Source organism: Actinoplanes sp. NPDC051859 (assembly GCF_044452725.1).
Taxonomy (GTDB): Bacteria; Actinomycetota; Actinomycetes; order Mycobacteriales; family Micromonosporaceae; genus Actinoplanes.
Genome location: NZ_JBITBX010000004.1, coordinates 71,623 through 91,644, shown reverse-complemented (window position 1 = coordinate 91,644; position 20,022 = coordinate 71,623). Strand labels below are relative to the sequence as shown.

Genomic DNA, 20,022 nt, shown 5'->3' with positions numbered 1-20,022 from the left:
AAAACACCGTGGGATCCGGCCGCTATGGTGTGAACGTGCAGGCGGACTTACCGTGATCCACTTACCGCTGGTCCGGCAGGGACCCTTGCGAGCGCTCGGCATTCGGATGCTGGCGGCACTCGTGCTGGTGCTGCTCGCCGCGTTCGTGATCTACGCCGATCGGGACGGCTACCGAGACGTCAACGAGGACGGCCTGACGCTGCTGGACTGCTTCTATTACGCGGTCGTGTCGCTGTCGACCACCGGTTACGGCGACATCACCCCCGTGACGGCGGATGCCCGGCTGGTCAACATCCTGTTCATCACCCCGGCGCGGGTGCTCTTCCTGATCATCCTGGTCGGCACGACCCTCGAGGTGCTGACCGACCAGTACCGGAACAGCCTGCGGGTCAGCCGGTGGAGGCGAAAGTTGAAAGACCACATCATCGTCTGCGGCTACGGCACCAAGGGCCGCGCGGCGATCAGCGCGCTGCTGGAGACCGGCTACGACAAATCCCGCATCGTCGTGGTGGAAAGCCGCGAGGTCGCCCTGCGGCAGGCCGCGGCGAACGGGCTGGTCGCGATCGAGGGCAACGCCACCCGCTCGGCCGTACTGCTGCAGGCCGACGTGAAGAACTGCAAGTCGGTCATCATCGCGACCGACAGCGACGAGGCCTCGGTCCTGATCTCGCTGACCGTGCGGCAGCTGACGGCCGGCCAGGTCCGCATCATCGCCGCCGTTCGTGAACAGGAGAACGCCGCACTGCTCAAGCAGAGCGGCGCCCACCACGTCATCGTCTCGTCCTCGACCGCCGGTCGCCTGCTCGGGCTCACCACCACGACGCCGCCACTGATCGACGTCGTCGAAGACCTGCTCACCCCCGGTCAGGGGATGGCGCTCGCCATGCGGTCCGCCGAGCGTGCCGAGGTCGGCCGCAACCCGCGGGAGCTGCAGACGCTGGTGGTGGCCCTGATCCGCCGGGGCAAGGTCGTCGCGCTCGGCGGCGAACACGCGGAAACCATCGACACCGGCGACATGCTCATCTATATCCGCGACGAAACCGCCACCGCCGTCGCGCACTGAGCTCCGCGTCGCGGCTTACATGATGGTCCAGGTGTCCCCACTGCTGAGCAGGTCGCTGAGCATCTCCTCCGGCGTGCCGGTCGCCTGTGCCTTCGCGTCCAGCAGCTGCTTCTGGATCAGCTCGTCGTAGGACGGGCGCCGGACGTTGCGGAACACGCCGATCGGGGTGGTGTTCAGGTCCGAACCCGACAGGCGGGACAGCGCGAACGCGTACGCCGGGTCGTCGACGGTCGCGTCGTGCACGATGGGCGTCCCGCCCTCCTGCACCTGCAGGCCGAAACTGCCCTCCGGATGCACTACCGAGAACCGCGCCTCCGGCCCGAACGTGATCGGCTCGCCCTGCTCCAGCCGGATCAGATGGTCGTCTCGGGTGCCCGGATCCTTGATCAGCTCGAAGGCGTTGTCGTTGAAGATGTTGCAGTTCTGGTAGATCTCCACGAACGCCGAACCTTCGTGCTCGGCCGCCGCCCGCAGCACCGACTGTAAATGCTTGCGGTCCGAGTCGATGGTCCGTGCGACGAAGGTGGCTTCCGCGCCCAGGGCCAGCGACAGCGGGTTGAACGGCGCATCGCTGGAACCCACCGGCGTCGACTTGGTGATCTTGCCCAGCTCCGACGTGGGGCTGTACTGGCCCTTCGTCAGCCCGTAGATCCGGTTGTTGAACAGCAGAATCTTCAGGTTCACATTGCGGCGCAGCGCGTGGATCAGGTGATTGCCGCCGATCGACAGCGCATCACCGTCGCCGGTCACCACCCAGACCGACAGGTCCGGCCGGGACGCCGACAGACCCGACGCGATCGCCGGAGCCCGGCCGTGAATCGAATGCATGCCGTACGTGTTCATGTAGTACGGGAAGCGCGACGAGCACCCGATGCCGGAGACGAACACGATGTTCTCGCGCGGGATGCCCAGCTCGGGCATGAAGCCCTGCACGGCGGCGAGAATCGAGTAGTCGCCGCACCCCGGGCACCAGCGCACCTCCTGGTCCGACTTGAAGTCCTTGGCCGTCAGCTTCAGCGGAATCGTCGGGCTAGCCATTCTTGACCACGTCCTCGAGCATGTTCTCCAGCGTGGCGGCCGTGAATGGCAGGCCGCTGACCTGGTTGAATCCAACCGCGTCGACCAGATACTTCGCGCGAATGACGTGGGCCAGCTGGCCCAGATTCAGCTCCGGAACGATGACCTTGTCGTAGGCCCGCAGCACCTCGCCAAGGTTCGCCGGCAGCGGTGCGAGATGCCGCAGGTGCGCCTGAGCGATCGGCAGCCCCCGCTGGCGCAGAGCCCGGCAGGCGGCCCCGATCGGTCCGTAGGTGGAGCCCCAACCCAGCACCAGCACGCGGGCGTTCTCGTCCGGGTCCTCCACGTCCACGTCCGGCACGGGGATCGACTCGATCCGCTCGGCCCGGGTGCGGACCATGAGCTCGTGGTTCGCCGGGTCATAAGAGATGTCACCGGTCTTGTCGGCCTTCTCCAGACCGCCGATCCGGTGCTCCAGGCCCGGCGTGCCCGGCACCGCCCACGGGCGGGCCATCGTCCGCGGATCCCGCAGGTACGGTAGGAAGCGCCCGTCCTCGCCGTTCGCCGCGGTCGCGAACTCGACCCGCAAGTCCGGCAGCTCGGACACCTCCGGCAGCAGCCACGGCTCGGAGCCGTTCGCCACGTAGTTGTCGGAAAGCAGGATCACCGGCGTCCGGTAGGTCAGGGCGATCCGCGCCGCCTCGATCGCCGCATGGAAACAGTCCGACGGCGACTTCGGCGCGATCACGGCCAACGGCGCCTCGCCGTGCCGGCCGAACAGCGCCATGTTGAGGTCAGCCTGCTCCGTCTTCGTCGGCATACCCGTCGACGGGCCGGCCCGCTGCACGTCGACGATCACCAGGGGCAATTCCAGGGCGATAGCCAGGGAGATGGTCTCCCCCTTGAGCGCCACGCCCGGGCCTGAGGTGGTGGTCACCCCGAGCGCGCCACCGTACGCGGCGCCGAGTGCCGCACCGATCGCGGCAATCTCGTCCTCGGCCTGCATGGTGGTGATGCCGAACCGCTTGTGCTTGCTCAGCTCGTGCAGGATGTCCGACGCCGGCGTGATCGGATAGGCGCCCAGAAACACTGGCAGCTGCGCCCGAACTCCCGCCGCCACCAGCCCCAAGGCGAGCGCAGCGTTACCGGTGATGTTGCGATATGTCCCCGGGGCCATCTTGGCGGGCTTGACCTCGTAGCGGACCGAGAACGTCTCGGTGGTCTCGCCGAAATTCCAGCCCGCCTGGAAGGCCGCGTGGTTGGCCGCCACCAGCTCGGGCCGCTTGGCGAACTTGCGCTCCAGGAAGCGCAACGTCGACTCGAACGGCCGGGAATACATCCAGCTCAGCAGCCCGAGAGCGAACATGTTCTTGGCGCGCTCAGCGTCCTTCTTCGCGACACCCGAGTCGGCCAGCGCCGCCACCGTCATCGACGTCAACGCCACCGGGTGCACCGACCACTCGGCCAGCGATTCGTCATCGAGCGGGCTCACCGCCCACCCGACTTTGGCCAGGTTGCGTTTCGAAAACTCGTCGGTATTGACGATGATGTCGGCGCCGGGCGGCAGATCAGCAAGGTTCGCTTTGAGCGCGGCCGGATTCATCGCGACCAGAACATCCGGAGCGTCCCCGGGCGTGAGGATGTCGTAGTCGGCGAAATGCACCTGGAAACTCGACACGCCCGGTAGCGTCCCGGCAGGTGCCCGAATCTCGGCCGGGAAGTTGGGTAGCGTCGAAATATCGTTGCCGAGCTGGGCGGTCTCCGACGTGAACCGGTCGCCGGTGAGCTGCATACCGTCGCCGGAGTCGCCGGCGAACCGGATGACCACGCGGTCCAGCTGCTCGACTCGCTTCGCGGAAGCGCCCACGTTCCAACCTCCTGAGAGAGCTGGCCGGCGGGTACGCACATCGATGAGCCGGCCCGCGTTCGTCACTTCCAGCCTACGTCGGCGCTCCTTACCACAGTCGGTAAGAGCGGCTGTCCGATCGAAGACCGACGACCACAGTAGCCAGGCAAGGCTGGCTAGAGCTACTGGAGTATGTCTGGTGTTTCGCTAGGTTTGTGCCCATGATCCCGCCTGGTGGTTCGCCGGGTCGTATTTCTCGGGCTGGTAGGTCGTCGGGTCGTGCCCCCGGAGCGGGCCTGGTGGTTCGCTAGGCTGCGCTCATGGACGGGTATCTGGGTTCCTATGCCACGCTCGGCCTGGTGTTGGCCGCGGGCGTGCTCGTCTTTGTCGGTGCCTTCGGGGCGAACAAACTGCTCAGCCCGGCCCACCCCGCCGAGCCCGCGGGCAAACGCATCGCCTACGAGAGTGGCATCGACCCGGTCGGCGCCGACTGGGCGCAGGCACAGATTCGCTATTACGTGTACGCCTACCTGTATGTGCTCTTCGCCGTCGAGGCCGTCTTCCTCTTTCCCTGGGCCGTTGTCTTCGACCGGCCGGGTTTCGGCGCCGTGACCGTCGCTGAAATGGGGATATTCGTGGCGGTCCTCGCCCTCGGCATCGTGTACGCATGGCGTAAGAAGATACTCACCTGGACCTGACCCTCAGGACTTATCCACAGGTGGGGTACGGGCCGGCGAGGTTGTCCACAGGCGGGGTGGCGGGCTCGCCCCGTCGCAGCGCTCGTGCCACGATCGTGCCCATGGGTCAGCTACTGCTCTTCATCGTCGTCGCCCTCGTGGTGGCGGCCATCGTCTTCGGCGTGACCGTGATGGTGAGCGGCGGCGATTCCGGCTTGACACCGGTGGAGCCGGACGGTCGGGCGTTGCCCCTACCGAGCGACCGGCCCCTGGGCGAGGACGACGTCACCCGCACGCGCTTCGACACCGCCTTCCGCGGCTACCGGATGGCCCAGGTCGATCAGGCGCTGCACCGGGCCGCCTACGACATCGGTTACAAGAGCGAACTGATCTCAGTCCTCGAAGCAGAGGTCACGGCGCTGCGCGAGGGCCGTACGGCAGACGCTGACGTGCTGCAGCGAGCCAGAGAGGCGGCTGTTGCGCCGCCTCCTCCGCCACCGCCGGGCTCAGTCCCGGACGATTCGGCGTCAGCGGTGGTTGTGCCCGCCGTGGATCAGGGGGCCGCGGGAAAACCTGTGACGTCAGCAGCGAAATCCTCGGATGCTGACGCGGCCGCAAAGCCCGGGCCGGTGAATGCCGAATCGGTGCAGGCTGAGCCGGCGAAAGCCAAGTCGGTGCAGGCTAAGTCGGCGCAAGGCAAGTCGGTGAAAGCCGGGTCGGTGCAGGCTGAGTCGGTGAAAGCTGAGCCGGTGCAGGCCGAGGGCGCCGAGAACGAAGAGCCGGCGGAGCGCCGATGAGTGAGACCGGGCCGGTCGGCGGCCTGGGCGACGCCGCGCAGCCGGGCACAGGCGAGGTCACCGCGACCGTCATTGTCCGCGCACCTGCGCCGCGGGTCTTCGCCGCGTTCCTCGACTGGGAGCGGCAGAGCGACTGGATTCCGTTCACCAAGGTTCGGGTGGTGGAGGGCGACGGCGGCGAGGGCAGCCTCATCGAGGCGGTCACCGCCTTCGGCCCGGCGGTGGTCCGCGACGAGATGCGGGTCGTCCGGGTCGACGCCCCCTATGAACTGCGCGTCGTGCATTGCGGCAAGGTGCTGCGTGGCCCCGGTTCGATGCGTTGCACCGCGATGGGCGGCGACCGCACCCAGGTGGTCATGCACGAATGGTTCCACCTGCCCGGCGGCGCAGCCGGCAAGCTCGCCTGGCCGGTGCTGTGGCCCGGGTCGAAGATGGGCTTCAAGGGTGCGCTCAAGAAGTTCGGCCGGCTCGTGGAGGAAGGCAAGCTGCCCTGACATCTTGTCGGTGGGTAGCTCTACGGTGGTCGCCATGACAGATGAGATCGGTGTCCTCGCTGACGGCCTGGTCGTCGGGGTGGATGGCCGTGCGCGATGCTTCTGGGGAGCGAGCAGCCCGGATTACGGCGACTATCACGACACCGAGTGGGGGCGTCCAGTCCATGGCGACGATGCCCTGTTTGAGCGCATGTGCCTGGAAGCGTTCCAGTCCGGCCTGTCCTGGATCACGATCTTGCGCAAACGGCCGGCTTTCCGCCGCGCGTTCGCCGAGTTCCGGATCGACGCGGTGGCGGCCTTCGGGCCGGCTGACGCCGAGCGGCTGATGGCCGATGCCGGCATCGTTCGCAACCGGATGAAGGTGGAGGCCACCCTGCACAACGCCAAGGTGGCTGCGGACCTGTCGCCGAGCCTGTCCGACCTGCTGTGGTCCTATGCGCCGCGGCCGCGGCCCCGGCCGGCGACCCACGCCGACGTCCCGGCCCACACCCCCGAATCCGTGGCCTTGGCTAAGGACCTCAAGAAGCGCGGCTTCAAGTTCGTCGGTCCCACCACGGCATACGCGCTGATGCAGGCCACCGGCATGGTCGACGATCACATTGCCGGCTGCTGCGTGCCGCCCCGCGACCTTTGATCGGATCTGCCGAGTCAGACCGCGCGACGGACCTCCACTATCGCCGGCAAGGTCACCGGCTGGGGCGCCGGACGTCGTGACCGGATGCCGGCGACGGGAATCGCGGATCTGCAGAGGCAACGGTTCGAGTCGTCGCGCGTCGTGATGTCATAGTGCGCATGGCTCAATGGGTGGTGACCATTCCGGCGGAACGATGGGCAACCGAGCGGCTGTTCCATCACGACACCTTGACCGTGGCGGGGTCGGCCGGTGTGCGGCCCGCTGCCGGAGACGACGTGCTGCTGGTGGCGGACGGTGCAAAGCCGGCCGTTGTCGCGCTGGGTGTGGTGGCAGGTCAGGACGCGGGACAGCGCGGCGCGCACGGTGTTCCCGAGGTCGAGGTGGCTTATACGCGCCGGTCCTTCGACGATCCGGTGCCGGTCGCAGGTCTCGACCTGGGTGCCACCGTGGCGGAGCTCGACGCCGTGGTGTTCCGGCGCTTCGCCGACCGGCTCGTCCGGGACCAGGACAAGCAGACGTGGCTGGTCAGCCTGGACCTGCCGATCGAAGCCACCAGCCCGGCTGACGCGGTCCGCCAGTTCTGGTCGTACGTCCTGGAGCTTGGACCTGCCGAACTGCCCACCTTCGTCTCGCCCTCGGGCGATGAGCTGGCAATGCAAGCCTTCGTCCTCGGCGAAGAGGCCAACCTCGACCCCGAGGAAGACGAGGACGACTGACCCCCCAAACGACGGAAACATGGGTGCGGGCCCCGGAGCGGCGACTGCTCCGGGGCCCGCGCGATGTGCGGTCAGTGCCGAGGTCAGCCGCCGAGGCTGGCCGCCGCCTGGGCGATGGCCGGCGCGAAGTAGCTGACCTGGGTGTAGACACCCGGCTTGTTCGGGCGGGCGCAACCCTCGCCCCAGCTCACGATGCCGACCTGGATCCAGGCGTTGGCGGCGTCGCGGCGGAACATCGGGCCACCGGAGTCGCCCTGGCAGGTGTCGGTGCCGCCCTGGGTGTAGCCGGCGCAGATCTCTTCGGCGGGGATGATGTCGCCGTTGTACATGGTGCTGGAGTTGCAGGTGGTGTCGTTGACGAACGGCACGGTGGCCTTGAGCAGGTAGCGCTGCTGTGCGCCACCCTCACGGGCTGCACCCCAGCCGGCGATGGTGAAGTTACCGGTGTCGTTGGCGGTGGTCGTGGCGATCGGCAGAGTCGCCACGTTGGAGCCGGTGACCGGGCTCGACAGGCGGATCAGGGCCCAGTCCTTGCCGCTGCCGTTGTAACCCGGCGCGCGGAGGACGTAGTTCGACTTGCGGGTGATCTTGGCCGACGAGTTGAGGTCGGTCACGCCCATCGTCGCAGTGATCGACGTGTTGTTGCCCGTACGGTTCACGCAGTGCGCGGCGGTCAGCACCAGGGTCGGGCTGTAGAGGGCACCGCCGCAGCCCATCGACAGGCGCACCATGAACGGGAACTCGCCCTGGCTGGCGCGGGTGCCGCCGACCACGTTCTGCGGGCCGTCCGGAGCGGCTGCCGCCGGCGAAACGTTCCCCACGGTGCCCATCGCGGCAACCGTGAGAGCGACCGCCACACCGCCCAGAATCCTGCGCAACTTGACCATCCCGGCCTCCCCAACGAAAGTGTTGCGGAGAGTCAAACATTTAGACGCATGAATTCGACCATCTCGAAACACTCATACCGTCGGACAGGGGTGGACGGGAAAAATTACTCTCCGAAACCGCACGCGCCGGAAATAGCTACGTAACAAGTGGCTGCGACCGAGGATCCGGCCAACCGGGCGGCACCCGACAAAAGCAAGGGCCGGGCCGCCAAGGCCCGGCCCCGTAGGAGAGGTTCGGAAGAAGCCTGCTCAGCGGCCCTCGAAGACCGGCTTCTCCTTGGCGACGAACGACGACACCGCGTTCTTGTGGTCTGTCGTGGCACCGCAGATCGCCTGCGCCTGCGCCTCGGCCGCGAGAGCGTCCGACAACGACCCCGCCGTGCCGATCGACAGCTCACGCTTGATGGCCGCGTACGCCACGGTCGGACCCGCGGCCAGCCGAGCCGCAAACTCCTGTGCGGCGGGCAGGACCTTCTCGTCGTCGTCCACGAGCTGGGTGAGCAGGCCGTACTCGTAGCACTCCTGGGCCCGGACCGGCTGTGCCAGCAGGAGCAGCTCCAGCGCCCGGGCGCGGCCGACAATGTGCGGCAGCGACCAGGAGATGCCCGAGTCCCCGGCCAGGCCGACGTTCGCGAACGCCATCAGGAACGTGGTCTTCGGGCCACCGATGCGGAAGTCGGCGAGCAGGGCCAGCGAGGCGCCGGCGCCCGCGGCCGTGCCGCGTACGGCGGCGATGACCGGCTTGGGCAGGGCGGCCAGCCGCTGCGCGATCGGGTTGTAGTGGGCGCGCACGGTGTCGAGGTCGGTCGAGCCGCTCGCCAAGACGCCGGCATGCTCGCGCAGGTCCTGACCGACGCAGAAGGCCTTGCCCGCGCCCGCCAGGACGACCGCCCGGACGGACTTGTCGACCTCGATCTGGGCCAGCGTGTCGCGCAGCGCCTCCTTGAGCGGGACGTCGAACGCGTTCATGGCGTCGGGGCGGTTGAGGGTCAGGGTGACGACCGCATCCGTGCGGTCGACGAGCAGCGAGTCCGTCATGAGTCTGAGAATCCCACACGTCCCCCACGGGAGACCGAGAGCAGGCTGTGTTCCACGAACCGGTCGGCGGCCGGGCGCAGCCGGGTGGCGTGCTTGTCGAAAAAGTTCGCCGCGCTCGCGCCCGGCCAGCGCGCGGGCAGCAGCGAAGGGGGCAGTTGCGGGTCGCGGAACAGGAAAGTCCGCCAGGCGTGCACGAGTTGGAACCGCGCGGCGTAGGCATCTTCGTCCGAACTGCGAGCGTTCACCGCGGACATCACCGGACGCTGTGTTTCGACAAATTCGTCGTACGCGCGACCGATTTCGTCGAGGTTCCAGGCCCGTCCGACCACGTCGGCGGCGCCCGGGGAGCCCGCGGCGTGGCTGGCGCTGAACCGCTCGTACGCCATGCCGGCCTCGAGCAGGATGACGTCGATCTCCTCCGCCGCCCGGGGTGCGACCCAGGCGCGCTCGTCCAGCATCCCGTACCCGAGGAAGGCGAGTCGTTGGGCCTCGCGCCGCGGCGCGGCCGCGCCGAGCAGGACCAGATCGAAGCGGCCGTCCCAGGTCGCGCGGCCGGTGCGGTAGATCCGGGCGGATGCCTCGTCGAGCCTGCGGGCCGCTTTGGGGGTCAGCAGATAGCCTGGTCCAGACACCAGGCGCAGCGGATGCAGCCAGCCCTGGCGGACCATGCGGGAGACCGCGGTGCGCACGGCGGGCGGCGCGATGCCCAGCGGTGCGAGCAGTTTCACGAGGGCGGCAACCGGCGCGCGGCCGCCTCTCGGGCGAAGGTAGTCGCCGTAGAGGTCGAAGAGTGCCGACCGCGCCTGCATGACCGCACATTGTGACAGCCCGAAACAGGATATGCTAGACGCTGTCACATCAGCCCGGGTTGGGTTTGGGATCGCCGGTGTTCATCAGGGAAAATGTTTGATCGGCACGGTGGGCCGCGCCGGGAAACCCTTCGGCGAGGCCCGCAGCGCTGCGGCTCGGGTCGATCCAGCGGGGGGCGACTCCGGCGGTCGGAGACGAAGGTACGGGGCGTCGTGGGGCTGAGCACGGGGCAACTGCCGAGCTGTTCGAGAAGCAAGTGGCTGTGGGGTAACCCACCGACCCTGATGTAGGTCTGAGGGGAGACAAGATGGCGGCGATGAAGCCGCGGACGGGCGATGGTCCGCTGGAGGTCACCAAGGAAGGGCGCGGCATCGTGATGCGCGTCCCGCTGGAGGGTGGTGGCCGTCTCGTCGTTGAGATGACTCCGGACGAGGCCAACGCGCTGGGTGACGCGTTGAAGGCGATCGCCGGCTGACGTTTCACGTGGCCCGCCGGTACGGTACCGCCGTACCGGCGGGCTTTCCATGTCTGATGAGGAAGGGTCATCCTCCAGTGTTCGTGATTCGCCTGGTCGACTCGGCGCAGGCGGGCACGCACGTGCTCGTCGCGGACAAGTCGGGCGTTCTGGCCGGCAACGACGACGAAACCGCAGAGCTGTTCCGCGGATCCGACGACCCGGGCGGGGCCGGCGCCGTGCTCGTGTTGCCGCGCCCGCTGCGTACCCCCGCAAAGATGGTGATCGTCGGTATCGGTGCCGGCGACGAAGCCGGCTGGCGAGCCGCCGGCGCCGCCGCTGTCCGGGCGGTGCCGTCCACCGAACCACTTCATATCGTGCTGCCCCCCGACCTCGCTCCGGCCGCGATTCGCGGCCTCGCCGAAGGCCTGTGGCTGGCCGCATACCGCTTCCGTGACGCCCCCGACAGCGCCAGGTCCGTCGAGGTCACCCTGCAGACCTCTCCTGGGTACGCCGACAGCCTCGAAGCCGCCCGGGTGACGGCCGCGGCGACCTGGCTGGCCCGCGACCTGACCAACATGCCCCCGTCGGTGAAGAACCCGGCCTGGTTCGCCGCACAGGCGACAGCCGAGGCCGCCACCCGCCCGGGCGTCGAGGTGACCATTCGTGACCCCGAGCGGTTGCGGGCCGAGGGCTTCGGCGGGCTACTCGCCGTGGGTGGTGGCTCCGCCAACCCGCCGTGCCTGCTCGAGCTCACCTGGACGCCGGAGGGCGCCACCCGGCACGTGGTGCTGGTCGGCAAGGGCATCACCTTCGACACCGGCGGCATCTCGATCAAGCCCCGCGAAGGCTTGAAGCTGATGAAGAAGGACATGGGCGGCGCTGCGGCCATCGTCGCCGCGACGCTCGGGGCCGCGGACCTGAACCTGCCGGTCCGCATCACCGCGCTCGTGCCCCTGGCCGAGAACGCGATCAGCGGCTCCGCGTACCGCCCCGGCGACGTGATCACCCAGTGGGACGGCACCACGACCGAGACCACCAACTCGGACGCCGAGGGTCGCCTGGTCCTGGCTGACGTCCTGGCGTACGCGGTCGCCGAGCTGCACCCTGACGTGGTGATCGACCTCGCGACCCTGACGGGGGCCAACTCCGTCGCCTTGGGCAAGCGCACTGCCGCCCTCTACAGCTACGACGACGCCTTGGCCGCCGAGCTGGCAGCCGCAGGCCAGGCTGCCGGCGAGCAGATGTGGCGGCTGCCGCTGCCCGCCGAGTACACCGAATACCTGCACAGCGACATCGCCGACCGACACAGCTCCCCCACCCAGGGCGCCGGCTCGGTTGTTGCAGCCCTGTTCCTCCGCGAGTTCCTCGGCGACCGGGTGGACCGGTGGGCCCACCTGGACATGTCCGCCCCCGCCTGGTCCGAAGCCGACACCGCCGACCTGACCAAAGGCGCCACCGGCTGGGGCGCCCGAACCTTGATCAGGTACTTGAGCTGATGGCCTCGCTTCGCTCGGCGTGGATTGCGCCCCGGAGGAGCCGGCGTCGGGCCGACTTCGGTTGCTCTTGACCCCGTCGGGCTTGGGTTGCTTTTGACCCCGTCCGGGTTTATCTCTTGACGGCTGCTAGCAGCCCTGCGCCGGCGGGGATGATGGCGGGGATCCAGTTGTCCGCTTCGCGGATGGCTTTGACGGTTTCGCGGATGGTGATGGTGTCCGCGTCGCGGGCGGCGGGGTCGCTGATCCGGCCGCCGGCCAGCGCGCCGTTGACGATGAGGCTGCCGCCCGGGCGAAGCAGGCGCTGGGCGGCTTCCGCGCAGGCGCCGAACTCGGTGGCGTCCGAGTCGACGAAGACCAGGTCGTAGACGCCGTCGGCGAGGCGCGGCAGGACGTCGAGCGCCCGGCCGGTGATGATGCGGGTCCGGGAAGCGGCGAAGCCCGCCTCCTGGAAGATGCGCCGGGCGATGCGCTGGTGTTCGTTCTCCACGTCGATCGTGGTCAGGACACCGTCGGGACGCATGCCGCGGAGCAGCCAGACGCCGCTGACGCCCGTACCCGTGCCGATCTCCACGACCGCTTTGGCGTTGCCCGCGGCAGCGAGCAGGGCGAGCACAGAGCCCGCGCCGGGGGTGACGGACGGGAGCCCGACTTCGAGGGCGAGGTTCCGGGCGGTCTGCAGAACGATGTCCTCGGCGGCGTATGCCTCGGCGAACTGCATCGACTGCGCACTGGGGGTGCCGAGCTGGCGGGCTGCGGTGACGATGACGAACCTCCTTTCGACCAGATGCGCGGATGGAGAACCGGTGCACATCGGGTATGAGCGTAGAGCGATGGTCACCCTTCGCGCACCGGGGCTTTCGCGGCGGAAAGCGGCGAGTGGACCTTCCCGGACCGACTGCGCGGATGATCGCGGGGGATCCGTGTCATCCTGGGGTGGGAGCCTCCGGGCTTCGCGACGACGAGTGGAGGCTCCGACGTGACCGACGGCTGGAACTGGCGCCAGCCGCATCATCCGCCGGCCGGTCCGCCCCCGGCGGGTGGTTCACCGTGGTGGTCCGATGCGCTCGCCGATCCGTGGCGGGACCCGTACGCGCCGTCCGCCGTCGTGGTGCCTGGTGTGCCGGTCGCGGGCGTGCCGCAGCCCGAGCGGGTCACCGACCCTGACGCGCCGCGCCGTCCGCTCACCCCGGTCCTGCTGATCTGCCTGGTCACGGCGTTGCTTGCCGGCGCTGTCGGCGGTGCGCTCGGCTACCTGGCCGCTCAATCGAACGGTACCGGCAACGCCGGCACCCAGCTCGGTGGCCCGCTCGCGGCCCCGGAGGCGGCCCAGCGCGCGCCCGATTCGCTGTCCGGCGTCGCCAAGCAGGTGCAGCCGAGTGTGGTGACGGTCCGGGTCTCCGGCGCTATCGGTTCCGGCTTCGTGGCAACCCGGGACGGCTATGTGATCACCAACGATCACGTCGTGGAGGGAGCCGATGACACCCTGTCGGTCTCGTTCAGCGATGGCTCCGCGGCGGCCGCGACCCTCGTAGGCCGGGACCCCGAGTCGGACGTCGCAGTGATCAAAGTCTCCAAGAGTGATCTTCCCGCGGTGCAGTTCGGCGACTCCGACGCGATCGCCGTGGGCGACCCGGTGCTGGCCTTCGGCTCCCCGCTCGCCCTCAACAACACGGTGACCTATGGCATCGTCAGCGCCCTGGACCGCACGATCCAAGCGGGCGACCCGGGCGGCACGACCCGCTACTACGCGGCAGTGCAGACCGACGCGGCCGTCAACCAGGGCAACTCGGGCGGCCCGCTGGTCGACGCCGCCGGCCGCGTCATCGGCGTGAACTCGGTGATTCGCTCCGTGGGTGGCACGGAGACTGAGGCCGGCAACATCGGCCTGGCCTTCGCCATCCCGATCAACCAGGCCAAACGCATCGCCCAGGACATCATCGACACCGGTAAGGCCCGCCGCACGGTCATCGGCGCCGAGGTCTCCGCCGGCGGCTCCACCGGCACCAGCGGCGCGGGGGGCGCCCGCCTCCGCACGGTCCAGTCACCCGGCCCGGCCGCTTCCGCCGGCCTGAAGACCGGCGACGTCATCACCAAGATCGACGGGCATCCGTTGGAAGACGGTACCGACCTGATTGCCCTGGTCCGTAAGTACGCTCCCGGCTCCACTGTCGCCGTGGAGTACCGCCGGGGCACGAGCACCCAGACCGCCTCAGTAACCTTGGCAGCCGACGCGAAGTGAAACGCCCGCACGGGCTGGGGGAGGGGCGATGTTCGACAACCTGGGCTGGCTGGAGATCTTCCTCCTGCTCACCCTTGCTTTGCTCGTCTTCGGTGAGCGCCTGCCCAAGGTGATTGGCGACGGTCTGCGCATGCTGCGCGGCCTGCGCGCCATGGCCCAGAACGCCACCTCGGACCTCAGCCGGGAATTGGGCACCGACATCCAGCTCGAAGACCTGCACCCCAAGGCCTTCATCCGCAAGCACATCATGTCGGAAGAGGACGAGGCCGCCATCCGAAAGCCGCTTCAAGGCCTCTTCGACGACGTCAAGAACGACCTCAGCGCCGTCAAAGCCGATCTCGACGATGTTGCCGCTTCCGCCGACATCAAGAACCGCTCCACCTCGACCGCCCCGGTCGCTCCCAAGCCAGCCGCCGCGGCCTTCGACATCGACGCCACCTGACCGGCGTTTGGGCGGGGATCACCGCCAAACTCCCAAGCCTCAGCGCTTGCTGTTGACCATCAGGCCGAGTGGTTTTCCGACCAGAGACTCCCGCCGCACAGCAAGCCGCTCGGCGATAGCGTCCAGAGCCGCGGCAGCCGGCGAAGAAGGCTCGGCGAGCACGATCGGCGTGCCGCCGTCCCCGGCCTCACGAACCCGGGTGTCCAACGGGACCTGCCCCAGCAGCGGCACCGAAGCCCCCACGGTCTGGGTCAGCGACGCCGCCACCGTCTCGCCGCCACCGGCGCCGAAGACCTCCATGCGGGAGCCGTCCGGCAGCTCGAGCCAGGACATGTTCTCGATCACGCCGACCAGGCGCTGATGCGTCTGCAGCGCGATCGCGCCGGCCCGCTCGGCGACCTCGGCGGCCGCGGCCTGGGGAGTGGTCACGACCAGGATCTCCGCGTTGGGCAGGAGTTGGGCGAGCGAGATCGCCACGTCGCCGGTGCCCGGGGGCAGGTCGAGGAGCAGGACGTCCAGCTCGCCCCAGAACACGTCGGCCAGGAACTGCTGGAGCGCCCGGTGCAGCATCGGACCCCGCCACACCACAGCGGCGTTGCCCGCGGTGAACATGCCGATCGAGATGACCTTCACGCCGTGCGACTGCGGCGGCATGATCATGTCTTCGACCCGGGTCGGCTTGCCGTCGACGCCGAGCATGCGGGGCACCGAGTGGCCGTAGATGTCCGCGTCGACGACGCCGACGGACAGGCCGCGCTTGGCGAGCGCCGCGGCGAGGTTCACGGTGACGCTGGACTTGCCGACACCGCCCTTGCCGCTTGCCACCGCGTACACCCGGGTCTTGGAGCCGGGCTGGGCGAACGGGATGACCGGCTCGGCGGTCTGGCCGCCGCCGCGCAGCGTGGCCTGCAGGGCCTTGCGCTGCTCTTCGTTCATCACGCCGAAGTCGATCTCCACCGTGTCGATGCCGGGGATCTTCGTCACGGCGGCGGTGATGTCGGTGGTCAGCTTGTCCCGCAGCGGGCAGCCGGCGACGGTGAGCAGCAGCTCGACCATGACCTTGCCGCCGGCGACGGTGAAACCCTTGACCATGCCGAGCTCGGTGATCGGCCGGCGGATCTCGGGATCGTCGACCGTGGCGAGGGCGGCCTGAACGGCTTCCTCGATGGTGGGGGCGGGTGCTGACATGGTGACCAGCTTACGTCGGCGTCAGGAGTGCTCTTCTTCCCACTCCTTGCGTTCCAGCTTCTGGCGCCGATGGGCCGCTTCGTCCAGTTCGTCGGCGAGCCGGGCCAGCTCGGAGCGTAGGAAGTCGCGGGTGGCGACCTCGCCCAGCGCGATCCGCAGCGAGGCGATCTCCCGGGCCAGGAACTCCGTGTCCGCCTTCTGCATCGCGGCTCGGCGCCGGTCCTCTTCCATCCCCAACCGGTCCCGATCGGTCTGCCGGTTCTGCGCGAGCAGGATCAGCGGCGCCGCATAGGACGCCTGCAAAGACAAGATCAAAGTCAAGAAGGTGAAGGTGTACGGGTCGAAGCGCAGCGACTCCGGCGCCATCGTGTTCCACGCGAACCACGCGGCGATGACCACGGTCATGTAGACGATGAACTTGGCCGTACCCATGTAGCGGGCGATGTTCTCGGACCACTGCCCGAAGGCCTCCGGGTCGAACCGGGGCAGCCGGACCCGTCCCGGCTCGACAGGCTGATCGAGGCGGTCCCGGCGCTGCTCACTCATGGGGTGGCCCCGGGCAGGATGCTGGTGTCGTGGTGCTCGACGTCACGGTCACGCCAATCGCGGGGCAGGGAGTGGTCCAGGACGTCGTCGACCGTGACCGCGCCCACCAGGCGGAAGGCGCTGTCGACCACCGGCATCGCCACCAGGTCATAGGTAGCCATGCGGCGGGTGATCTCGGTGAGGTTGGTGGCCGGCTGCAACGGGTCGATGTCGGTCTCGATGAGCCCACCCAGGATCGAGGACGGCGGCTCACGGAGCAGCCGCTGGAAGTGGACCATGCCCAGATACTTCCCGCTGGGTGTCGCCGACGGCGCCCGGGCGACGAAAACCTGCGCGGCGACGACCGGGGACAGCTCGGGTTCGCGGATCCGGGCCAGCGCCTCGGCCACGGTCGCATCCGGCGGCAGAATGACCGGCTCCGAGGTCATGACCGACCCGGCCGTGCCCGGGGTGTAGCTCATGAGCTGCCGAACCGGCCCGGCCTCCTCGGGCTCCATCAGGTCGAGCAGGACCGCCTGCTCCGCCTTCGGCAGCTCGGCGAGCAGGTCGGCGGCGTCGTCCGGATCCATCCGTTCGAGCACGTCAGCGGCCCGTTCGCGGTCCAGGCGGACCAGAATTTCCACCTGGTCATGCTCGGGCAGCTCTTCCAGAACGTCGGCGAGCGTACGGTCGCTCAGCGCCGCCGCCACCTCGTTGCGTCGGGCGTCGGAGAGGTCCTGCAGGGCGTTCGCCATGTCGGCGGGCCGCATCTGCTCGAGGAGTGCGACGAGGTTGGCGCTGCCCTGCGTGTCGGTCGGCCCGACCAGCCCACGGATCCGGTCGAACTCCACCTGGTAGGTGTGCCCGCGGCGGGCGAGGCGGCCGGTGTGCTGGCGGACGGCGACCCGGGTGACCAGCCATTCGTCGTTGCGGTGCAGCTCCATACCGAGGTCGACGACGGTTCCGGACTTGGCTGCCTCGCTGCCGTTCTCGGCGCCGATGGTGACCCGCCGGTCCAGCAGGTCCTCCAGGACCAGCAGCTCGTTGGGTCGCTTCTCGAAGCGGCGCAGATTGAGCGTGCCGGAGCTGAGCACGACCGCTTCGGCGTCCATCGAGGTGACTCGCCCGATCGGCAGGAAGATCCGCCGCCGCAGCGCCATCTCGGCCACCAGCCCGACGACCTGCGGCGGGCGGTTGGTGGTCCGCAGCCGCACCACGGCGTCGCGCACCCGGCCCACCCGGTCGCCGTTGGGGTCGAACACCGGCAGTGCGGCGAGCCGCGCCAGATAAACCCTCGTCCCCATGGTCACGAGCCCAGCCTAGGGCACGTCTTGCGGATCATGACGGCCTGCGCCAACCCCCGCTCCCGTCTGGGTTAGCGTCATGCCATGTCCAGCCTGGAGTACGAGATCGTCGACGTCTTCACCGACCGGCCGTTCGCCGGGAACCCCCTGGCCGTGGTGTTCGGCGCCGAGGGGCTGGGCGGCGACCAGATGCAGGCGTTGGCCCGCGAGTTCAACCTTTCGGAGACGGTGTTCGTGCTGCCGCCGACCGACATCGAGGCCACCTACCGGGCCCGGATCTTCACCCCGGAGACCGAGCTGCCGTTCGCCGGTCACCCCAGCATCGGCGCGGCAGTGACTTCCGTACGGCGGGGACGTGCCGCAGCTGGCCGCCTCGTCCAGGAATGCGGCGCAGGACTGCTGCCGATCGTGGTGTCGGATGCGGACTCGGCCACGTTGACCGGTGGTACGCCCACACTCAGCGGCCAGTACTCGCCCGCCGTACTGCTTGACGTCACCGGGCTCGCCGCCGACGACTTCGCCGGTGCTTCGGCCACGTTGACCGCGGCCGGCTGCGGCCTCGAGTTCGTGTACCTGCCGGTGGAGCGGCGGGCGTTGGCCCGGGCGTGGGCGATGTCGGACCGGGCAGCCCGAGCCGGCATTTCGCAGATCAGCGTGTTCGCCTGGGACAGCTCGACGCGCTCCGCGTACGCCCGGGTGTTCTCGCCGGGAGTGTCGGTGCCGGAGGACCCGGCGACCGGCTCGGCGGCGCTGGGGCTGGGCGTGTGGCTGGTCGCCAACGGCTGGCTGCCGGGCGAGGGCACGACGGCGTACACGGTGCACCAGGGTTACGAAATGCACCGACCGTCCCTGCTGGAATGCACGGTGACTGCCAGCGGCGGCGCGGCGACTTCGGCGACGGTGGCGGGCCACATCGTGCCGATCGCCAAGGGCCAGATCATGGTGCCGCCGTTCGTCGGCTAGCGCTTCTTGCGTACGCGATGAAGGCGGAACGGGCGACGGACCGGGACCCGAGCTGGGGTTTCTCGGGGTGGCGCCGCGCCCGCCTCCGTGGGTAGGTCCGGGGCGGCGATCGGCGCGGTGTCCGCCGGGGTGAGTCGGACGAGCGCGCAACCGGCCTCCGCCCACCGGGCGACCTGCTCCTCGGCCGTGCCGGCGGCGTTCAGGCGTTTGGCGGCGACCTGCGGGGCGATCTCGGTCCAGGCGTCAGTGCCGGGGGTCAGTCGCTCCACCCGGGCCTCGGTGATCACGATGAGCCCGCCGGTGTCGCCCCGCAGGCGCACCTGTGCGGTCGCTGCCTCGGCGAGCCTGGGCGCGGCCTGCTCGCCGGGCCCGCTCAGCACGACGAGGCCGCCGTCGTGCGGCATGACCCACAGGCCGCGGGCGGGTTGGCCGTCGACGCTGATCCAGGCGATGCCGGCCTTCTTGATCGCCTCGGCCACGAGCTCGGTCGTCACCGGCCCATCCTCTCAGCTCGGCGCGGCGTTCGTCGCCCAGGCGTTCCCAGCCTGTGTGCCCGCACTGAATTCGCGGGCCGCGCCGCCGTCAGTTCAGCTGGTCCTCGCGCCAGCCGTCAGTTCAGCTGGTCCGCGCGCCAGCCGTCAGTTCAGCTGGTCCGCGCGCCAGCCGTCAGTTCAGCTGGTCCGCGCGCTAGCCGTCGGCTTAGCCGGTCCGGGCCGGCCGTCAGTTCAGCACCGGGACGCGGTCGAGCAGGTCGACGATGGCCGACAGGGAGGAGACGCTCGGGCCGGCGAAGTCGTCATCGCGGTTGAAGACGAGGTGGTCGGCCAGGTCGGGGGCGCTCAGGCGCACCGGTGTCATGCCCACCGCCGCCGCTCCGGTGAGTTCCTGGCTGCCGCCGTCGCCGACGTAGAGGCAGTCTTCCGGCGCGACCTGGAGTCGCCAGCAGGCCTCGAGGTAGATCAGCGGGTCCGGTTTGCAGCGTCCGACCTCGACGGAGAAGACGCTGACGTCCAGCAGGGGTGCGATCGACATGCTGGGCAGGAACGCCGGCAGTTCGTGGGTGCAATCGCTGATCAGCGCGGTGCGCAGGCCGCGGCGCTTCACGGCGGCGAGGACGCTTTCCGCATCGGCCCGCAGCTCGGTGTCCGCCTTCAGCGCGTCAATCCGGGCGGGGACCGCGGCCTGCAGCTGTGCCTGGCGCGGGCTGCCGCCCGCCTGTTCGGTAACCCACCGCAGGGTGGCCTCTGCGGAGCCCAGTTGGCCCCGGGCGCGGACCTGGAAGGTACGGTCCAGGACGCTCAGGATGGCGTCGGGATCGCAGCCGAGCGCCCGCGCGATTTCGGCGTGCTGCGGTCCGCGCTTGACGGACCGCGTCAACGTGCCGAAGAAGTCGAACAGCACCGCTTGGTAGGCGGGCATCGAGAACCAC

Annotated in this window: 22 protein-coding genes; 11 read left to right on the top strand and 11 right to left on the bottom strand. The window is 69.3% G+C overall.

Annotation, left to right across the window (positions count from 1 at the left end):
- Positions 1 to 52 precede the first annotated feature (52 nt).
- Complete coding sequence (locus ACIA1L_RS11325; protein WP_396072547.1) at positions 53 to 1,063, top strand: potassium channel family protein; 1,011 nt, start codon at positions 53 to 55, stop codon at positions 1,061 to 1,063.
- A 15-nt stretch (positions 1,064 to 1,078) separates the two neighbouring features.
- Here ACIA1L_RS11325 and ACIA1L_RS11320 read toward each other — a convergent pair whose 3' ends face one another.
- Together ACIA1L_RS11320 and ACIA1L_RS11315 are read right to left on the bottom strand one after the other, a co-directional pair.
- On the bottom strand, positions 1,079 to 2,101 hold the full coding sequence (locus tag ACIA1L_RS11320; protein ID WP_396072546.1) for a 2-oxoacid:ferredoxin oxidoreductase subunit beta: 1,023 nt from the start codon (positions 2,099 to 2,101) through the stop codon (positions 1,079 to 1,081).
- Complete coding sequence (locus ACIA1L_RS11315; protein ID WP_396072545.1) at positions 2,094 to 3,947, bottom strand: 2-oxoacid:acceptor oxidoreductase subunit alpha; 1,854 nt, start codon at positions 3,945 to 3,947, stop codon at positions 2,094 to 2,096. Before ACIA1L_RS11315 ends, ACIA1L_RS11320 begins: the two co-directional genes overlap by 8 nt.
- Before the next feature lie 299 nt (positions 3,948 to 4,246).
- On the opposite strand from ACIA1L_RS11315, the gene ndhC reads away from it, so the two are divergent.
- The 5 genes from ndhC to ACIA1L_RS11290 all read left to right on the top strand — a co-directional run bounded on the left by ndhC (position 4,247) and on the right by ACIA1L_RS11290 (position 7,244).
- Complete coding sequence (ndhC, locus tag ACIA1L_RS11310; RefSeq protein ID WP_396072544.1) at positions 4,247 to 4,624, top strand: NADH-quinone oxidoreductase subunit A; 378 nt, start codon at positions 4,247 to 4,249, stop codon at positions 4,622 to 4,624.
- Positions 4,625 to 4,725: 101 nt separating this feature from the next.
- On the top strand, positions 4,726 to 5,400 hold the full coding sequence (locus ACIA1L_RS11305; protein ID WP_396072543.1) for a DivIVA domain-containing protein: 675 nt from the start codon (positions 4,726 to 4,728) through the stop codon (positions 5,398 to 5,400).
- A complete protein-coding gene (locus ACIA1L_RS11300; protein ID WP_396072542.1) occupies positions 5,397 to 5,894 on the top strand; it encodes an SRPBCC family protein in 498 nt (165 codons plus the stop codon). The genes ACIA1L_RS11305 and ACIA1L_RS11300 overlap by 4 nt, the downstream gene beginning before the upstream one ends.
- A gap of 34 nt (positions 5,895 to 5,928) precedes the next feature.
- Positions 5,929 to 6,528 carry a DNA-3-methyladenine glycosylase I gene (locus ACIA1L_RS11295; protein WP_396072541.1) on the top strand — a complete coding sequence of 200 codons (600 nt, stop codon included), beginning with the start codon at positions 5,929 to 5,931 and terminating at the stop codon, positions 6,526 to 6,528.
- A gap of 158 nt (positions 6,529 to 6,686) precedes the next feature.
- Entirely contained in the window at positions 6,687 to 7,244 is a 558-nt protein-coding gene (locus tag ACIA1L_RS11290; protein ID WP_396072540.1) for a hypothetical protein, read from the top strand.
- A gap of 83 nt (positions 7,245 to 7,327) precedes the next feature.
- Here the strand turns inward: ACIA1L_RS11290 and ACIA1L_RS11285 are convergent, their stop codons facing one another.
- The 3 genes from ACIA1L_RS11285 to ACIA1L_RS11275 form a co-directional block, all read right to left on the bottom strand.
- Positions 7,328 to 8,131, bottom strand: coding sequence for a S1 family peptidase (locus ACIA1L_RS11285; RefSeq protein WP_396072539.1), 804 nt, complete (start codon positions 8,129 to 8,131; stop codon positions 7,328 to 7,330).
- 249 nt (positions 8,132 to 8,380) lie between these two features.
- A complete protein-coding gene (locus tag ACIA1L_RS11280) occupies positions 8,381 to 9,169 on the bottom strand; it encodes an enoyl-CoA hydratase-related protein (RefSeq protein ID WP_396072538.1) in 789 nt (262 codons plus the stop codon).
- Positions 9,166 to 9,978, bottom strand: a complete 813-nt coding sequence (locus tag ACIA1L_RS11275) for a PaaX family transcriptional regulator C-terminal domain-containing protein (RefSeq protein WP_396072537.1) — start codon at positions 9,976 to 9,978, stop codon at positions 9,166 to 9,168. Before ACIA1L_RS11275 ends, ACIA1L_RS11280 begins: the two co-directional genes overlap by 4 nt.
- Positions 9,979 to 10,286: 308 nt before the next feature.
- Here ACIA1L_RS11275 and ACIA1L_RS11270 point away from each other — a divergent pair, with 308 nt between their 5' ends.
- On the top strand, positions 10,287 to 10,454 hold the full coding sequence (locus tag ACIA1L_RS11270; protein WP_015625691.1) for a DUF3117 domain-containing protein: 168 nt from the start codon (positions 10,287 to 10,289) through the stop codon (positions 10,452 to 10,454).
- A 77-nt stretch (positions 10,455 to 10,531) separates the two neighbouring features.
- Entirely contained in the window at positions 10,532 to 11,932 is a 1,401-nt protein-coding gene (locus ACIA1L_RS11265) for a leucyl aminopeptidase family protein (protein ID WP_396072536.1), read from the top strand.
- 109 nt (positions 11,933 to 12,041) lie between these two features.
- Here ACIA1L_RS11265 and ACIA1L_RS11260 read toward each other — a convergent pair whose 3' ends face one another.
- Positions 12,042 to 12,650, bottom strand: coding sequence for an O-methyltransferase (locus ACIA1L_RS11260; RefSeq protein ID WP_396073039.1), 609 nt, complete (start codon positions 12,648 to 12,650; stop codon positions 12,042 to 12,044).
- Between the two features lie 258 nt (positions 12,651 to 12,908).
- Here ACIA1L_RS11260 and ACIA1L_RS11255 point away from each other — a divergent pair, with 258 nt between their 5' ends.
- Positions 12,909 to 14,171: a S1C family serine protease gene (locus tag ACIA1L_RS11255; RefSeq protein WP_396072535.1), complete on the top strand. Its 1,263-nt coding sequence runs from the start codon at positions 12,909 to 12,911 to the stop codon at positions 14,169 to 14,171.
- Between the two features lie 28 nt (positions 14,172 to 14,199).
- Positions 14,200 to 14,613: a preprotein translocase subunit TatB gene (locus tag ACIA1L_RS11250; RefSeq protein ID WP_396072534.1), complete on the top strand. Its 414-nt coding sequence runs from the start codon at positions 14,200 to 14,202 to the stop codon at positions 14,611 to 14,613.
- 39 nt (positions 14,614 to 14,652) lie between these two features.
- On the opposite strand, the gene ACIA1L_RS11245 is transcribed toward ACIA1L_RS11250, so the two are convergent.
- Genes ACIA1L_RS11245 through ACIA1L_RS11235 form a run of 3 tightly spaced genes read right to left on the bottom strand, consistent with a single transcriptional unit; the run spans position 14,653 to position 17,636 of the window.
- Positions 14,653 to 15,801: an Mrp/NBP35 family ATP-binding protein gene (locus tag ACIA1L_RS11245; RefSeq protein ID WP_396072533.1), complete on the bottom strand. Its 1,149-nt coding sequence runs from the start codon at positions 15,799 to 15,801 to the stop codon at positions 14,653 to 14,655.
- A gap of 21 nt (positions 15,802 to 15,822) precedes the next feature.
- Entirely contained in the window at positions 15,823 to 16,347 is a 525-nt protein-coding gene (locus ACIA1L_RS11240) for a DUF1003 domain-containing protein (protein ID WP_396072532.1), read from the bottom strand.
- Positions 16,344 to 17,636: a magnesium transporter MgtE N-terminal domain-containing protein gene (locus tag ACIA1L_RS11235; protein ID WP_396072531.1), complete on the bottom strand. Its 1,293-nt coding sequence runs from the start codon at positions 17,634 to 17,636 to the stop codon at positions 16,344 to 16,346. Before ACIA1L_RS11235 ends, ACIA1L_RS11240 begins: the two co-directional genes overlap by 4 nt.
- Before the next feature lie 78 nt (positions 17,637 to 17,714).
- On the opposite strand from ACIA1L_RS11235, the gene ACIA1L_RS11230 reads away from it, so the two are divergent.
- Complete coding sequence (locus ACIA1L_RS11230) at positions 17,715 to 18,593, top strand: PhzF family phenazine biosynthesis protein (protein WP_396072530.1); 879 nt, start codon at positions 17,715 to 17,717, stop codon at positions 18,591 to 18,593.
- Here ACIA1L_RS11230 and ACIA1L_RS11225 read toward each other — a convergent pair.
- Together ACIA1L_RS11225 and ACIA1L_RS11220 are read right to left on the bottom strand one after the other, a co-directional pair.
- Positions 18,590 to 19,087, bottom strand: a complete 498-nt coding sequence (locus ACIA1L_RS11225) for a hypothetical protein (RefSeq protein ID WP_396072529.1) — start codon at positions 19,085 to 19,087, stop codon at positions 18,590 to 18,592. The two genes, ACIA1L_RS11230 and ACIA1L_RS11225, sit on opposite strands and share 4 nt — an antisense overlap.
- 226 nt (positions 19,088 to 19,313) lie before the next feature.
- The gene (locus ACIA1L_RS11220; protein ID WP_396072528.1) at positions 19,314 to 20,012 is read right to left on the bottom strand and encodes an HAD family hydrolase; all 699 of its coding nucleotides are present in this window, start codon (positions 20,010 to 20,012) and stop codon (positions 19,314 to 19,316) included.
- Between the last annotated feature and the right edge of the window lie 10 nt (positions 20,013 to 20,022).

What these genes read in the sequence shown, in the direction of transcription:
- ACIA1L_RS11260 (WP_396073039.1), bottom strand. Translation starts at nt 12,650, where the DNA reads ATGCAGTTCGCCGAGGCATACGCCGCCGAGGACATCGTTCTGCAGACC.
- ACIA1L_RS11290 (WP_396072540.1), top strand. Translation starts at nt 6,687, where the DNA reads ATGGCTCAATGGGTGGTGACCATTCCGGCGGAACGATGGGCAACCGAG.
- ACIA1L_RS11300 (WP_396072542.1), top strand. Translation starts at nt 5,397, where the DNA reads ATGAGTGAGACCGGGCCGGTCGGCGGCCTGGGCGACGCCGCGCAGCCG.
- ACIA1L_RS11295 (WP_396072541.1), top strand. Translation starts at nt 5,929, where the DNA reads ATGACAGATGAGATCGGTGTCCTCGCTGACGGCCTGGTCGTCGGGGTG.
- ACIA1L_RS11285 (WP_396072539.1), bottom strand. Translation starts at nt 8,131, where the DNA reads ATGGTCAAGTTGCGCAGGATTCTGGGCGGTGTGGCGGTCGCTCTCACG.
- ACIA1L_RS11230 (WP_396072530.1), top strand. Translation starts at nt 17,715, where the DNA reads ATGTCCAGCCTGGAGTACGAGATCGTCGACGTCTTCACCGACCGGCCG.
- ACIA1L_RS11280 (WP_396072538.1), bottom strand. Translation starts at nt 9,169, where the DNA reads ATGACGGACTCGCTGCTCGTCGACCGCACGGATGCGGTCGTCACCCTG.
- ACIA1L_RS11305 (WP_396072543.1), top strand. Translation starts at nt 4,726, where the DNA reads ATGGGTCAGCTACTGCTCTTCATCGTCGTCGCCCTCGTGGTGGCGGCC.
- ACIA1L_RS11245 (WP_396072533.1), bottom strand. Translation starts at nt 15,801, where the DNA reads ATGTCAGCACCCGCCCCCACCATCGAGGAAGCCGTTCAGGCCGCCCTC.
- ACIA1L_RS11250 (WP_396072534.1), top strand. Translation starts at nt 14,200, where the DNA reads ATGTTCGACAACCTGGGCTGGCTGGAGATCTTCCTCCTGCTCACCCTT.
- ACIA1L_RS11240 (WP_396072532.1), bottom strand. Translation starts at nt 16,347, where the DNA reads ATGAGTGAGCAGCGCCGGGACCGCCTCGATCAGCCTGTCGAGCCGGGA.
- ACIA1L_RS11275 (WP_396072537.1), bottom strand. Translation starts at nt 9,978, where the DNA reads ATGCAGGCGCGGTCGGCACTCTTCGACCTCTACGGCGACTACCTTCGC.
- ACIA1L_RS11270 (WP_015625691.1), top strand. Translation starts at nt 10,287, where the DNA reads ATGGCGGCGATGAAGCCGCGGACGGGCGATGGTCCGCTGGAGGTCACC.
- ACIA1L_RS11220 (WP_396072528.1), bottom strand. Translation starts at nt 20,012, where the DNA reads ATGCCCGCCTACCAAGCGGTGCTGTTCGACTTCTTCGGCACGTTGACG.
- ndhC (WP_396072544.1), top strand. Translation starts at nt 4,247, where the DNA reads ATGGACGGGTATCTGGGTTCCTATGCCACGCTCGGCCTGGTGTTGGCC.
- ACIA1L_RS11320 (WP_396072546.1), bottom strand. Translation starts at nt 2,101, where the DNA reads ATGGCTAGCCCGACGATTCCGCTGAAGCTGACGGCCAAGGACTTCAAG.